A 14,509-nucleotide genomic window follows, 5' to 3' on the forward strand; every position below is an offset into this window, starting at 1 on the left:
GGGCAGTGAACGGGGCGCGGGTGGGCCCGGGGGCCCCGGCGCGGCGCGGGCAAAGGTCGGCACGGCGGGCCGGGGGCCCTAGGCCGGGCTGCTGGGGCCCCAGCCAATGTTACCAATAGATGAAGCCTATGTTAATAACACAACGATTAAGCAACATGCATTCCTGAAATCGGCCAAATGCGGGCCGGAACTTTGTAGCCGAAACCAACCCCGCATTTTATGCTCCCCAACCGTACTGTTTTCTTTCGTGGCCTCCTGCTTGTGCTCCTGGCCTGGACGACGACTGCCCGTGCGCAGGTAACCACCTCGGCCATAGGCGGCAAGGTGACCTCTGACAAGGGCGAAGACTTGATTGGCGTGACGGTGGTGGCCACCAACGTGCCCACCGGCGTCAAGCGCGGCACCGGCACCGAGCCCGACGGCCGCTTCAGTATTCCGAACCTGGGCCCCGGCGGGCCCTACAGCGTGACGGTGACCTACGTGGGCTACAAGGAGCAGACCATCGGCGGCGTGTTCCTGACCCTGGGCAACACCACCCGCCTGAACGTGGTGCTGGTGACCGAAACCCAGCAGCTGAACGAAGTAGTGGTGGTGGGCAACACGGAAGCCACCAAAACCGGCGCCGGCACCAACGTGGGCCGCGCCGCCATCCAGCAGCTGCCCACCATTTCGCGCAGCATCCAGGACTTCACCCGCCTCGACCCGCGCAACTCGAACGGCTCGTTTGCCGGCAGCTCGTTCCGCTATAACAACATCACCCTCGACGGGGCCGTGAACAACGACGCCATCGGCTTCTCGCCTTCGCTGGGCGGCCAGGGCGGCACCAGCGGCCTACCCGGTAGCTCGGCCCGCGCCAACCCCATCTCGCTCGACGCCATCCAGGAAATTCAGGCCCAGGTGGCCCCGTTTGACGTGAAGCTGGGCAACTTCACCGGCGGCTCCATCAACGCCGTGACCCGCTCGGGCACCAACGACTTCCACGGCTCGGTGTACGGCTACGGCCGCAACCAGGGCATCACGGGCCGCAGCATCGACGGCGCCGACACCAAAATCGGCTCGGCCTACCACGACTACCAGACCGGCGTGCGCCTCGGGGGCCCCATCATTAAGAACAAGCTGTTCTTCTTCGGCAACTACGAAATTGCTCGCCGCAACGAGCCCCAGTTCTACGCCGCCGGGGCCCCTGGCTCGCCTGTGTCGCTGGACCTGGCCCAGGCCATCACCAGCAAGTTGCAAGACACCTACAACTACAACGTGGGGGCCTACGGCGACTACAACATCTACGCCAACAGCAACAAGCTGTTTGGCCGCCTCGACTGGAACGTGGACGATAAAACCAGCATCACGCTGCGCCACAACTACGTGAAGTCGGAAGCCACCAACCTGGAGCGCTCCAACAGCTTGTTCAAGTTTGGCTCGCAGGACTTTGTGCAGAACAACCTGCAAAACTCGACGGTGCTGGAAGTGAAGTCGAACTTCAGCAACAAGCTCTCCAACAACCTGATCCTGGGCTACACCAACATCCACGACTACCGCTCGCTGCTGGGCGGCCAAGCCAGCGTGTTCCCGGCCGTGCAAATCAACAACGTGGGCCTGAACGCCAGCAACGGCTACCTGGGCTCGAACCAGATTCTGCTGGGCTCGGACCGCGAGGCGAGCATCTTCAACACCCGCACCAAGACCTTCGAAATTACCGACAACCTGACCTACTACACCGGGGCCCACGCCCTGACGCTGGGCACCCACAACGAGCTGTACAAGGTGGACTACGGCTTCATCAACTCCTGGAACGGCCGCATCGAGTACAACAACGTAGCCCAGTTCCTTGCCGACCAGCCCAACCGCATCCGCGGCACCTACAACGTGGCCGACAACAGCTACGCCAACAACTACAACAACCCCTCGGCTCAGTTCAACATCAACCTGTACTCGGCCTACCTGCAGGACGAGTGGACGGTGAGCGACCGCCTGAAAATCAGCCCCGGCATCCGCTTCGACCTGAGCTCGCTGCCCACCCCGCCGGCCCTGAACGCGGGCCTGGTGAATAACCCCGCCAACGACGCCCGCACCCTGAACCAGACCTACCAGCACACCAACTGGACGGATTTGAAAAACAACATCCTGGGCAAAGTGCAAGTATCGCCCCGCCTGGGCGTCAACTTCGACGTGAAGGGTGACCAGAGCGTGGTGCTGCGCGGCGGCACGGGCTTGTTCACGGGCCGCATCCCGTTTGCCTGGCTCGGCTATGCCTACTACAACAACGGCATCAACTACAACTCGGTGGATTTGAACAACATCCAGCCCAGCGGCACCTCCACCACGGGCCCCAAGTACCTGCTGAACCAGGACCCGAACCAGATTTACGCCCAGCTGCCCGCCTCGGCCCGCAGCACCACGGAAGTGAACCTGATCGACAACAACTTCAAGATGCCCCAGGTGTGGCGCTCGTCGCTGGCCCTCGACCTGAAGCTGCCCGGCGGCGTGCGCGCCTCGGTGGAAGGCCTCTACACAAAAGTGATTCAGGACGTGAAGTTTGCGAACATCAACCTGATCGACAACGCCACCTACTTCGCCCAGGGCCCCACCGAAACGCCCCGCTACTCGGGCTACACTTTCCCCGGCACCACCACCGCTGCCACCAAGGTGAACACGGCCTTCTCGAACGCCTTCTTCCTCACCAACACCCAGCAGGGCTACCGCTACCAGCTCACGGGCTCGCTCGGCAAAACGTTCGCCAACATTTTTGACGCCAACGTGGCCTACACCTACGGCAAGAGCAAGGATATCAGCAACGGCATCCGCAACTCGCCCCAGAGCAACTGGGAGCTGAACCCGGCCCTGAACGTGAACAACCCCGGCCTGGCCTACTCCAACTTCGACCTGCGCCACCGCGTGGTGAGCTCGCTGAACCTGCACAAAAACGTGGGCGAGCGGTTCACGGCCTACGCCACCGCCGTGCTGACCTTCGCCAGCGGCTCGCCGTTCACCTACGTTTACAACAACAACTTCTTCGGCAACGGCCAGCAGAACGTGCAGCTGGCCTACATCCCCGGCTCGGCCGCCGACATCACCCTGGTGTCGCGCGCCAGCTCCACGGCCGCCTACACCGTAGAGGCCTCCGGGGCCCAGTACGCCGCCCTGAGCAGCTTCATCGACAACGACCCCTACCTGAAAACCCGCCGCGGCCAGTACGCCGAGCGCAACGGCGCCCGCACCCCCTGGAACGACCAGGCCGACGTGCGCTTCATGCTGGAAACCCGCCTGGGCAACCTCTCGCCCAACGCCGCTGGCGTAACCCCCGCCGGCCACACCATCCAGATTTCGTTCGACGTGGTGAACGTGGGCAACATGCTGAACAAGAACTGGGGCCGCCAGTACTTCGTGCCGAACACCTTTAACTCGACGCTCGGCACCGGCCTCTCGCAGGTGGCCTTCGCCGACGCTGCCGGCAACATCTCGACCACCTACAGCGCCGGCACCTTCAACCGCCCCGCCTTTACCTACAACGGCTCGCCGGCCACCTACGCCATCGACCAGCTGGCCTCGCGGTGGCAGGGGCAGCTGGGCCTGCGCTACTCGTTCTAAGCCGCTCTTCTAGGTTAGCCGCGGCGGACCCGACCGCCCCGCCCGGCCCAAAAGCAAAGCCCGCCCGCAACGGCGGGCTTTACTTTTGGGGCCCCGGCGCGCCTGGCCGGGGCCCCGCGCGCGGCGGTTCCTTCGGCTTCCCTCATGAGAATCCTGCACCTGCCCAAGTGGTACCCGCACCGCTACGACGACCAGGACGGCGACTTCGTGGAGCGGCACGTGGCGGCCATTGCGGCGGCGGCCGGGCCGGCGGCGCAGGTGGCGGTGGTGTTTGCCGCCGTGGCGCGGGGGCCCCTAGCTGGCTTCATCGAGGAAGAAATTGACCAAACGGGCCCCGTGCCCACCTGGCGCTACTACTACCGCGCCCGCCCCACCGGCTGGGGCCCCCTGGACAAGGTGCTGAAGCTGGGCCTGTGGCTGGCCTGCCAGCGGCGCGGCTACCGGGCCGTGCGCCGCCACTGGGCCGGCGCGCCCCCCGATTTGGTGCACGCCCACGTGCTGCTGCGCACCGGCCTGGCCGCCTGGTGGCTGAAGGCGCGCCACGGCATTCCCTACCTCGTCAGCGAGCACTGGACGCTGTACTTGCCGGCGCGGGCGGCGCAGGTGGGCTGGGCGCGGCGGTGGCTCACGCGGGCGGTGCTGCGGCGGGCGGGGGCCCTGCACGCCGTGTCGCGGGCCCTGGCCGATGCGCTGGGGGCCCTGGGTGCCCGCGCCCCGCGCACGGCCGTCATCGCCAACGTGGTGGATGCGAACTTATTCCGGCCCAGTCCGGCCGGGGCCCCCAGCCCCGACCAGGCCCGCCGCCTGCTGCACGTGGCCGCTTTCCACGACCGGGTGAAGAACCTCTCGGGCGTGCTGCGAGCGGTGGCCGCCCTGCGCCCGGCCTGGCCCGGCCTGCGCCTGCGGGTGGCCGGCTATGGCCCCGACGAGGCCGCCCTGCGCCACTGCGCTGCCGCGCTGGGCCTCCTGGCCGACGGCACCGTGGTGTTTTTGGGCAAGCTGCCGCACGCCGCCGTGGCGGCCGAAATGGCGCAGGCCACGGCCCTGGTCTCGTTCAGCCGGGCCGAAACCTTTGGGGTGGTGCTGCTGGAGGCCCGCGCCTGCGGCCGGCCGGTGGTGGCCACCCGCGTGGGCGGCGTACCCGAGCTGTTCGCGCCCGAAGGCGCTTTCGGCCTACTCGTCGCGCCCGACGATGAGGATGCTTTGGCCGGGGCCCTGGCCGAGGTGCTGGCCCGCCCCGGGCAGTTCGACGCCGCCCGCCTGCGGGCCGATGCCGAGGCCCGGTGCAGCCCCGCCGCCGTGGGCGCGGCCTTCTGGGCCCTGTACGCGGAAGTGGTGGCGTAGCGCAGTTTAGGGGCCCCGTGGGGCACTAGCGGCAACAAGCAAACGAACAAAAGGCCGTCATGCTTCGGCTGCGCTCAGCACGACTACTTAGGGGTGGAAAGCTGTTTTTAGCGCAGTAGGGACGTGTGGTGTAGCGCTATCTTGATTGAACAGTCGGTAGGCCAAGGCGGGGCGGTCCGGCGACTTTTTCCGTCGTCGGGCCACGCTGGTGATGCCCCGGGGCCCCGTTTTGCCGGGAGAGTGGTCCGGCGAATTGCCCAAAGGGCTTCGCCGGACCACCTTGTTTTAAGCCACCCTAAATATTATTTGGAATATATCTAAACAAAGACCTAGTTTTGTCAAAGTTTTGAATCATTCTAAATAAATAGATGCGCCAACTCTTACTCCTGACGGTAGCCGTTACTTCCTTTTTGCCGGCCCTGGCGCAAGCCCAGGCCCCGGCTGGGGCTACCACCAGCCCCGTGCGCCAGCGGTTGGGCACCATCAAAGGCATCATCCGCACCAGCGACGGCAAGCCGGCGGCTTTCGTGAGCGTGGGCATCCCGAAGTCGGGCAAGGGCGCTAATACGGCCGAGGACGGCTCGTTCCAGATTACCGGCGTGGAGCCGGGGCCCCACGTGCTGCAAGTATCGTTCGTGGGCTTGCAGCCCCAGCAGCAAACCGTGGCGGTGGCGGCCGGCCAAACCACCCAGGCCGACTTTACGCTGAGCGAAAGCGCGGCCCAGCTGAACGAAGTGGTGGTGACGGGCGCCAGCACCATCAACCGGCCGGCCACGGCCAGCAAGGGCGACATTGCGCCCCTCGACTTGCCCCAGAGCATCGGGGTGGTGAGCCGCACGGTGCTGGCCGACCAGCAGGTGAACCGCCTCGGCGATGCGCTGCGCAACGTGAGCGGCGTGTCGCTAACGCAGCAGCGCGGCGGCGTGGCCGAAACGTTTTCGGCCCGCGGCTCCAGCATCGGCGTGGGCGGCGCGGGCGGTAGCATCTTCAAGAACGGCCTGGTTTCCAACACCCAGGGCTTTCCCGATGCCAGCACCCTCGAATCGGTGGAGGTACTGAAGGGCGCGGCGGCCCTGCTCTACGGCAACGTATCGGGCGGCCTCATCATCAACATGGTCACCAAAAAGCCGCGCTTTGACTGGGGCGGCTCGGTGGAGATGCGCGCCGGCAGCTACGGCTTCTACAAGCCCATCATCGACGTGTACGGGCCCCTCACCAAAAACCTGGCCTTCCGGGTGGTGGGCACCTACGAAAACGCCAAGAGCTACCGCGACGTGGTGACCCAGAAGCGCCTGTACGTGAACCCCTCGCTGCTCTACAAATTCGGGGAGAAAACCGATTTGCTCGTGCAGGGCGACTACCTGCGCTCCAACATCACGCCCGATGCGGGCGTGGGCATCATCAACCAGAACACCGATGCCCGCCTGCCGGACGAAACGCCGCGCGCGCGCTTCATCAACATGAACTGGGCCTACAACGTGACGGACCAGGCCAGCGGCTCGGCGGTGCTGAACCACCGCTTTTCGGACCAGTGGCGGCTGAGCGCCATTGCCGGCGTGCAGGACACCCGCGTGCACGGCTTCGGGGCGGCCGTGCCCAACAACACCATCGCCGCCAACGGCGACTACACCCGCACCCTGAGCGCCGTGAACACCAGCGAGCGCGACTACAACGCCCAGCTGAACCTGAACGGCAAGTTTGATACCGGCTTCCTGCACCACCAGCTGCTGGTGGGGGCCGACGCGCTGCGCATCGTGAGCACCACCACCACGTTTAAGTACCAGGATGCCAGCGGCAAGGTGGGCTCGGCGTACGACAAAATCAACATCATTGACCGCTCGAAGTACGTGGAGCGGCTGGACGTGCCCGGCATCATCGACACGGCCCGCACCACTTCGCCTTCGTACCGCTTCGGCACCTACGTGCAGGACTTGATTACCCTCAGCCCCAAGTTTAAGGTGCTGGCCGGCGTGCGCTACTCGTACCAGAAAACGCGGCAAACCACCATTGCCAACCTCGACAAGGGCCGCGAGCGCGGCGGCGTGGCCGCCGACAAGGTGGACCGGGCCTACTCGCCCAAGGGGGCCCTGATTTACCAGCCCCTGCCCACGGTGTCGTTCTACGCCAGCTACGCCAACAACTTCATCGTCAACACGGGCACCGATATTTTCCTTCAGAACCTGTCGCCCTCGCTGGTGAACCAGTACGAGGCCGGGGCCAAGACGGAGCTGTTCGGCAGCCGCCTGTTTGCCAACGCCACCGTGTACCGCTACCGCAACGGCAACTTCGCCCAAATTGCGGCCCTCGACCAGTTTGGCAAGCCCAACGGCAACACCAACATTAAGGAGCTGACCGGCGAAACCACCAGCGACGGGGTAGACGTGGACCTCAGCGGCAGCTTCGCCACCAACCTGTACTTCAACGTGGGCTACGCCTACAACTACGCCCGCTACACCAACACGGCCGGCGTGACGGGCAGCCCCGTGGAGGGCGAGCGCCTCACCAACAACCCCACCCACACCGCCAACGCCTCCCTCTTCTACACCTTTGTGCAGCCCGGCCTGCGGGGCCTCAAGCTGGGGGCCTCGGCCTTCTACACCGGCCAGCGCCTGGGCGGCAACAACAACACGGTGGGCCAGGCCCCGGCCTTCAACCGCCTCATCGCCCTGGGCGGCTTCACCACCCTCGACCTGAGCGCGGGCTACAGCTACGGGCACTTCTCGCTGCTGGCCAAGCTCTCCAACGTCACCAACCAGCTGAGCTACCTGGTGCACGACCGCTACAGCATCAACCCCATCCCGCCCCGGCAGTTCCTCACCACGGTGGGCTACCACTTCTAGGGCCGTTTTTAGGGCCCCCAGCTTGTCGCCAAGCTGTGCTTGGCCTTGCCTATGCTGCCCCTGGGGCCCCTGGGGCAAGGCCAAGCACAGCTTGGCGGTACAGGCTAGGCGGCGAAGGTGAGCGCTCCGTCGCGGCATTTCGCCCGTTTGTCCTTAATCACTTGACCCACCGGCCCGGCCGGTGGGTTATTTGCTGAAAAATCTGTTCGCCATGAAAGTATTTTTTCGCCGCATTCACCTCTACCTCGGGCTGGCCTCGGGGCTGTTTCTGGTCATGGTGTGCCTCACGGGCTCCATTCTGGTGTTTGAGCAGGAGCTGGAGCACCTCTGGCACCCGGCGCGCTACTACGTGGCGCCGGCCGGGGGCCCCCGCCTGTCGCTGGCCCAGCTCACCGCCGCCGTGCGCGCCGCCAAGCCCAAGGCCCAGCTCAGCAGCTTCAAGCTCTACGCCGACCCCACCCGCACCGTGGAAGTAAGCCTGGCCGGCGGCGGCCCCAAGGGCGGCGGCAAAGGCGAAGGCAGCGGCGAAGGCGGTGGCCGCAACGCAGCGCAGCGCGGCGAGGGCCGCGGCGCAACGGCCGGCGAGGGCCCCCGCGGCGGGCAAGGCCGCGGCGAGGGCCGGGCCGAAAGCCGCGGCGCAATGGCTGGCTCTGCCGAAGCCCGGGGCCCCGGGGGGCCTGCCGGCAAGGGTGGCCCGGGCGGCAAAGGTGGCAAGGGCGGCCCGCGCCTCTTCCTGAACCCTTACACCGGGGCCATTGTGGGCGAGCTGAAGCCCCAGGATTCGTTCTTTCACTTCATCGAGCAGCTGCACCGGGGGCTGGTGGCGGGCCGCGTGGGCAAGCTCATCATGGGCATCAACGGCATCATTTTCCTCTTCATCCTGGGCACGGGCATCGTGCTGTGGTGGCCGGCCGCGCGCAAGGCCCTCACCGCCCGCCTCACCGTGAAGTGGGGCAGCAGCTGGAAGCGCCTCAACCACGACTTCCACATCGTGCTTGGCTTCTACACCTCGGTTTTCCTGTTCATCATGGCCCTCACGGGCGTGGGCATGTCGTTCGATTGGGTGGGCAAAACCATCAACACCGTCACCCACTCGCCCCAGCAGCGCCCCGAGCCGCCCACCTCCACCGTGCCGGCCGAAAAAGGGCCCGCGTTTGGGGCCGATGCGGCCCTGGCCGCGGCGCGCCAGCAGGCCCCGGGGGCCCTCACCTACGCCGTGCAGCTGCCCAAGGAGCCCACCGGCAGCCTCCAGGTCAGCAGCTTGCGCCCCGGGGCCCTCACCGAGCGCGCCACCGACGACGTGTACTTCGACCGCTACTCGGGCCAGGTGCTGCGCCAAACCACCTACGCCCAGCAGCCGCTGGGGCAGCGCATCCGGGGCTTGTTCAAGCCCGTGCACACGGGCGCCATTTTTGGCTGGCCCACCAAGGTGCTGGCCTTCGTCATCGTGTTGCTGGGGGCCACGTTCCCCATTTCCGGCACCATCCTGTGGCTGAACCGCACGCGCAAATCGAAGAAGAAAAGCGCGCCCCGTGGGCTGGCCGTGGAGGTAGGCTAGGGGCCCCAGCGCTCAAGGGCGGCTTGGGTTTTTATTGATGGCCGTGCCGAACGCCGCCGAAGCAGCTTGCCCGCGCAAGTAATTAGGTTTACTGCGGCGGGCAAGCTGCTTCGGCGGCGTTCGGCACGGCCTGCTTTGGATAGTTACTATTACGCACCCCGCTTACCGATGAAATTTCTTAGTACGGTTGCCGGCTTGCTCCTGTGCGCCACCGCGTTTGGGCAAGACGTCCGCTCCTACGTGGCGGCGAATACGGTGCCAATCGCCACGCTCGATGCCACCTCCGACGACTACGCGGACTTAGCGCCCTTTGGCCAGGCCATTGGCGAGGCCCGGGTGGTGATGCTGGGCGAGCAGGACCACGGCGACGGCCCCACGTTTCAGGCCAAGACGCGCCTGATAAAGTACTTGCACGAGCGCAAGGGCTTCACCGTGCTGGCCTTCGAAGGCGACTTCTACAGCTTGACGGCGGGCTGGGATAAACTGGCCAAGCAGCCGGATTCCATCCGGCACTTTTTGCGGCAGAACATCTACTATAACTGGGTGGGTAGTGCAGATTGTCGCTACTTACTTGAGCAGTACATCCCGCAGAGCTTTCAGACCGGCAGCCCGCTCCAGGTGAGCGGCTTCGACTCGCAGCTTTACGCGACATACAGCCTTACGCATCTCCGGCGCGACCTGGATGGCTACCTGGTTAGCCAAGGGATGGACCGCAAATTCCCTTCGGCCGCCGCCTACCAAACGTTTTTGGCGGCAGTGCAAGGGCTGCTGGATAAGGAATCCAAGCCCGCAGCGTATCGCCCCGATATGCGCAAGGCCCTGGACAATGGCCTGCAACTCATCAGCCAAGCCCAACTCGCTGCCCACGACGCCTCTGCCTGGCCGCGCGTGATAGCCAGCCTGCAAGCGTACATCGTGCGGAGCTACCCGCTGCCGGCCCGGGACAAGGCGATGGCCGACAACTTGAAATTTCTGATGACCACGCAGCACCGGGGCGCAAAAGTCATCGTTTGGGCCGCCAATGCCCACATTATGCGATACCCGGACCAGCAGCCCGGCAAAGGCCGGGTCTTTAACTTAGTGATTCGCCAAAAAATGGGCGAGTATTTCGTGCAAGACCCGCAGTGGGCCCGGCAGACGTACGTGCTGGGCTTTGCTTCCTACCAGGGCACCGCCGGCCGGCTGGGCACGGCGCCGTACCCGGTTGCGCTGCCGGAGAAGGACGGCCTAGAAACTTGGATACCCGCGCGCATGGCCTACGGTTTTCTTGACTTTACCCCCTACAACAAGCAATTCAACAACCCAACGGCTCCTTTCTCGATGAAAAGCCCAGGGCATGCCTTGCCACCGGCCCACATTTCGCCGGTTGCGTGGAATTTGGCGTACGACGGCCTGTTCTTCATCCGCGAGATGCAGGCCACGAAAAAAAGAGAGTAGGGCCCTGCCATTTGGGGCCCCGGCTGCCGGGGCCCCAAATGGCTTGTGGTTGGGGCAATTGGGTGGAAGCAACCTTAGCCGCGGCGCGGGGCAACGGCTTGACCCGCGCCGCGGCTGGCTCGCTGGGGGCCCTATTTTATCACTTGCACCCAGCCTTTCACCTGGCGGTCGTCGGCGTCGCGCAGCAGGTAGTAGTAGAGGCCGGCGGGCAGGCCGGCGGCGTCCCAGTTGTTGTGGTAGTCGGCGGTGGCGTACACCTCCTGGCCCCAGCGCGAAAACACTTTCAGGCTGGCCGGCTGGCAGGTGAAGCGCGGCTGGAAGGTGGCGTTCAGCTGGTCGTCGTTGGCGGTGATGACGTTGGGCACGAACACGTCGCCCACTTCCAGCGGCGCAAACTGCGTAATGACCTCGCACCCCGCGTAGCGCGCCGTGAGCTTGATGCGGTAGGTGCCGGCCCGCTCGTAGCGGTGCGTGGGCGCGGCCTCGGTGCTGGCGGCGCTGCCGTCGCCAAAGTCCCAGCTGTAGGTGCCGCCGGCCAGCGCTGGCATCATCACGCAGTCGAACGGCGCGAGGCCGGCGTACTGGGGCGCGGCGGCGCACACGGGCAGGTTCAGGGGCACGTCGGTGAGGCTGGCGGGGGCCAGTACTACGCGGCGAACGGCCGTGGTTTGGCACACGCCCTGCGTCACGGCGTACGTCAGCTCGAAGGTGCCGCCTCGGTTTTGGGTGTTGGGCGGCGTGAACAGGCCGCTGGCGCTCACGCCCGGGCCGCTCCAGGTGCCGCCGGCCGGGTTGCCGCGCAGCTGGAACGGCCGCAGCTGGTCGGCGCACAGCGTAGTGTCGGGGCTGGCAAAGGCTTGCACGGGGCTGGTAACAACTACTTGCTGGGTGGCCGCGCCGCAGGCCAGCGAGTCGGCCACGGTGTAGGTGAGGGTGTGGGTGCCCGCGCCCGCCACCTGGGGCGAAAACGTGTTGCCCGTGACGCCCGGCCCGCTGAAGGTGCCCCCCGCCGGGGCCCCCACCAGTGCCACGGCCGGGCTGCTCACGCACCGGGGCCCCACCGCGGCAAATTCCGGCACGGTGGCCGGCGCCACCTGGTAGCGCACCCGCAGCGTGGCCTGGCAAATGCCGGAGGTAGTGACTTTATAGGTGAGCACGAAGGCGCCGGGGCCGGCCGCGCTGGGCACGAACTGGTAGCCCCCGCCGGCGGTGCGCTGCACACCCGGGCCGCTCCACACGCCGCCGGCGGGCGTGCCGCCCAGGGCCACCGGGGCGGCGCTGGCGCACAGGGCGCGCCGGGGCCCCGCGTCGGCTACTTCGGGCTGGAAGTCCATCTTGAAGGCCGCGTTGTTGCAGTTCGCGCTGCCGTTGCGGTTGGTGTAGGTGTTGGCGCCGGGCGGCACCGGGAAGCCCTGGGTGCCGCCGCAGCCGCCGCACACGGCCTGGTACACAATGCCGCGCTTGTCGAAGCGCGAGGTGCCGCCGTCCACGTGCTCGCCCCGCCCGCCGGCCTCGCCAAAAAACGTGGCGTAGTCGAGCCCCACCATGCCGGGCAGGAACTCGGCCAGGTAGAAGTCGGAGCCGTCGGTGGTGCGCTGGGCGGCGTCGGCCGTCACGGGCAGGCCGCGGGTGCTGCCGCCCAGGTTGCCCGAGTTGGTACTGCCGCCCCAGCCGCTCACGTAAATGCGCTCGCAGTCGTCAACCAAGAAAGCGGTGGGCACGATGTTGACGCCCGTGCCCGACCCAAACACGGTGCTGTAGAGGCTGGTTTTCAGGTCGGCGTCGAGCTTTTGGATGTACTGGCTGCCATTCGCGTTGGTGTACAGGCCGGCCGTGACGGGGAAGTTGCCGCCCAGGGTTTGGCCCAGCAAGTAGGCGTTGCCGGCCGCGTCGAGCTGCAAAAACTGCGCTTGGTCGTAGCCGGCCGTGCCCACGTAGGTGGACCGCTCCAAGGTGCGGCCGTCGGCGCTGATGCGGGCCGCGAAGCCGTCGACGCCGCCGGGCCGGGCCGCGCGGTAGGCCCCGGCGGTGGCCGGGAAGTTGGGGCTGGTGGTGCCGCCGCTCACGTACACCCGGCCCGCGTCGTCGCGCTGCACCGAGTACGCGGCGTCGGCGCCGCTGCCGCCCAGCAGGCTGGCCCACGTCACGGCGCCCAGGCCGGGCGGCAGCTTGCACACCACGCCGTCGGAAGTGCCGCCGCGGTACGTGCCGTTGAAGCCCGCGCCCAGGCCGGGGAAGTTGGGCGAGTTGGTGTTGGCCGCCACGTACACGTTGCCGTCGCCGTCGAGCAGCACGTCGCTGCGGAAGGCCTCGCCGTAGTTGGCCGCCAGGCGCTGGGTGGCGGGCACGCCCGGGTCGGGGTCCAGCACGCCGTCGTTGCCGCTGCCGCCCAGGTAGGTGCTGGCCAGCAGCGTGCCGCCGTCGGCGCTGAGCCGGGCCACGAACATGTCGGCCCCGTTGGCCAGGATGTCGGCCGAGCTGCCGCCCTGGAAGGGCTCCAGCTCCGTGCCCCCGCCGAAGCGCCGGCTCAGGGCCCCCGCGGTGGTGGGGAAGTTAGTTGAGCCGGTGCTGCCCAGGATGACCACTTCGCCCAAGGCGTTGGTCACCAGGCTGTGCGGAAACTCGGTGCCGCTGCCGCCCAGGTACGTGGCCCACACGCGCGCCGCCGGGCCGGTGGCCTGGGTGTTGTACTTGATGAGGGCCACGTCGCACAGGGCCCCAAACTTGGTTTGGAACGCGCCCCGCGTGGCCGGGTAGCCGGGCCCGAAGGCAATGCCGCCCGAGTACAGGTTGCCCGCCGGCCCGTAGGTGGCCGTGAAGCCCCAGTTGTCGTCGGTGGACCCGGTGAAGCTCGAAAAAATCACCTTCGGGTCAATGGTCAGGGCGCGGGCGTGGTCGTAGGGCCCCAGGGCGAAGCGCACCGTGCTGCCGCTGAGCGTGTAGCGGCAGGCCACGGGCTGGTGGCGGCCCTGGGCGTCGGTTTGCCAGGCTTGGGGGGCCAGCTCCGCCACGCGGCCCACGGCGGTGGTAATGGCCAGGTCGCCGGTGGCCGCGTCGAGGGCCACGGCCTGGGCGCCCTCGTAGCGCAGGGCCACGCGGGCGGCGTCGGCGCCGGGGGCCAGGGCGAAGTCGTACTCCAGCTGCTGGCCCGCGTTTTCGTAAATGGCCGCGTCGATGCCCGGCCACAGCCCGGCGTACTGCACCCGCCGGAAGCTACCCACGTTGCGCGCCCAGCGCTTGGCGTCGCTGCCCTGCAAGTAGTTGCGCACCTCGCCCGTGGGCCCCGTGGCCACCGGGTGCGCCTGCCGGCTGGCCCCTTCGAAGTGCACGGTGTAGGCATGGCCCGCCACCTGGTCGCCGGGCAGGGCGGGGGCAGTTTCGGCCGGGGCCCCGCGGTGGCGCGGCAGCGCGGCGGGGTCCACAAAGAGGTAGGTGAGGGCCGCATTTTCGAGAAACAGCCGGCCGCTGGGCAGCGCCGCCGCGTAGCGGGCGCGGGCGTCCCACTGGCCCTTGTTCTCCACAAATTCGAGCGAGGCCGCGCCGGGGGCCGACCGGACGGCCACGGCCGGTGCCGGGCGCGGTGCGGCGGCCAGCGGCGCCAACGCCGCCCACCCCGCGAGCCCAGCGCCCCATAAAAACAGTTGCCGCCCCCGTTTCGAGAAAAAGTGTTTCATAGCACTAAATTGGGCTTCAATATAAGGCCGCCGCGCCGGACTCGGGGCCCAGCGGGCGGCGCCCCGAAGTA

At 67.1% G+C, this 14,509-nt stretch carries 6 protein-coding genes; 5 read left to right on the plus strand and 1 reads right to left on the minus strand.

Features of this window, described 5'->3' with window-relative positions; all coding sequences use genetic code 11:
- The first annotated feature begins 219 nt into the window (after positions 1-219).
- From EAH73_RS15470 to EAH73_RS15490, 5 genes are all read left to right on the plus strand, one after another.
- On the plus strand, positions 220-3,585 hold the full coding sequence (locus tag EAH73_RS15470) for a carboxypeptidase regulatory-like domain-containing protein (RefSeq protein ID WP_140468110.1): 3,366 nt from the start codon (positions 220-222) through the stop codon (positions 3,583-3,585).
- A gap of 144 nt (positions 3,586-3,729) precedes the next feature.
- The gene (locus EAH73_RS15475) at positions 3,730-4,929 is read left to right on the plus strand and encodes a glycosyltransferase (protein WP_140468112.1); all 1,200 of its coding nucleotides are present in this window, start codon (positions 3,730-3,732) and stop codon (positions 4,927-4,929) included.
- 368 nt (positions 4,930-5,297) lie between these two features.
- The gene (locus EAH73_RS15480) at positions 5,298-7,769 is read left to right on the plus strand and encodes a TonB-dependent receptor (protein WP_140468114.1); all 2,472 of its coding nucleotides are present in this window, start codon (positions 5,298-5,300) and stop codon (positions 7,767-7,769) included.
- A gap of 211 nt (positions 7,770-7,980) precedes the next feature.
- Complete coding sequence (locus tag EAH73_RS15485) at positions 7,981-9,327, plus strand: PepSY-associated TM helix domain-containing protein (protein ID WP_140468116.1); 1,347 nt, start codon at positions 7,981-7,983, stop codon at positions 9,325-9,327.
- Between the two features lie 168 nt (positions 9,328-9,495).
- Complete coding sequence (locus tag EAH73_RS15490) at positions 9,496-10,764, plus strand: erythromycin esterase family protein (protein ID WP_140468118.1); 1,269 nt, start codon at positions 9,496-9,498, stop codon at positions 10,762-10,764.
- A 131-nt stretch (positions 10,765-10,895) separates the two neighbouring features.
- On the opposite strand, the gene EAH73_RS15495 is transcribed toward EAH73_RS15490, so the two are convergent.
- Positions 10,896-14,438, minus strand: coding sequence for a gliding motility-associated C-terminal domain-containing protein (locus tag EAH73_RS15495; RefSeq protein WP_140468120.1), 3,543 nt, complete (start codon positions 14,436-14,438; stop codon positions 10,896-10,898).
- Between the last annotated feature and the right edge of the window lie 71 nt (positions 14,439-14,509).

This window comes from Hymenobacter nivis (assembly GCF_006439025.1).
Classification (GTDB): Bacteria; Bacteroidota; Bacteroidia; order Cytophagales; family Hymenobacteraceae; genus Hymenobacter; species Hymenobacter nivis_A.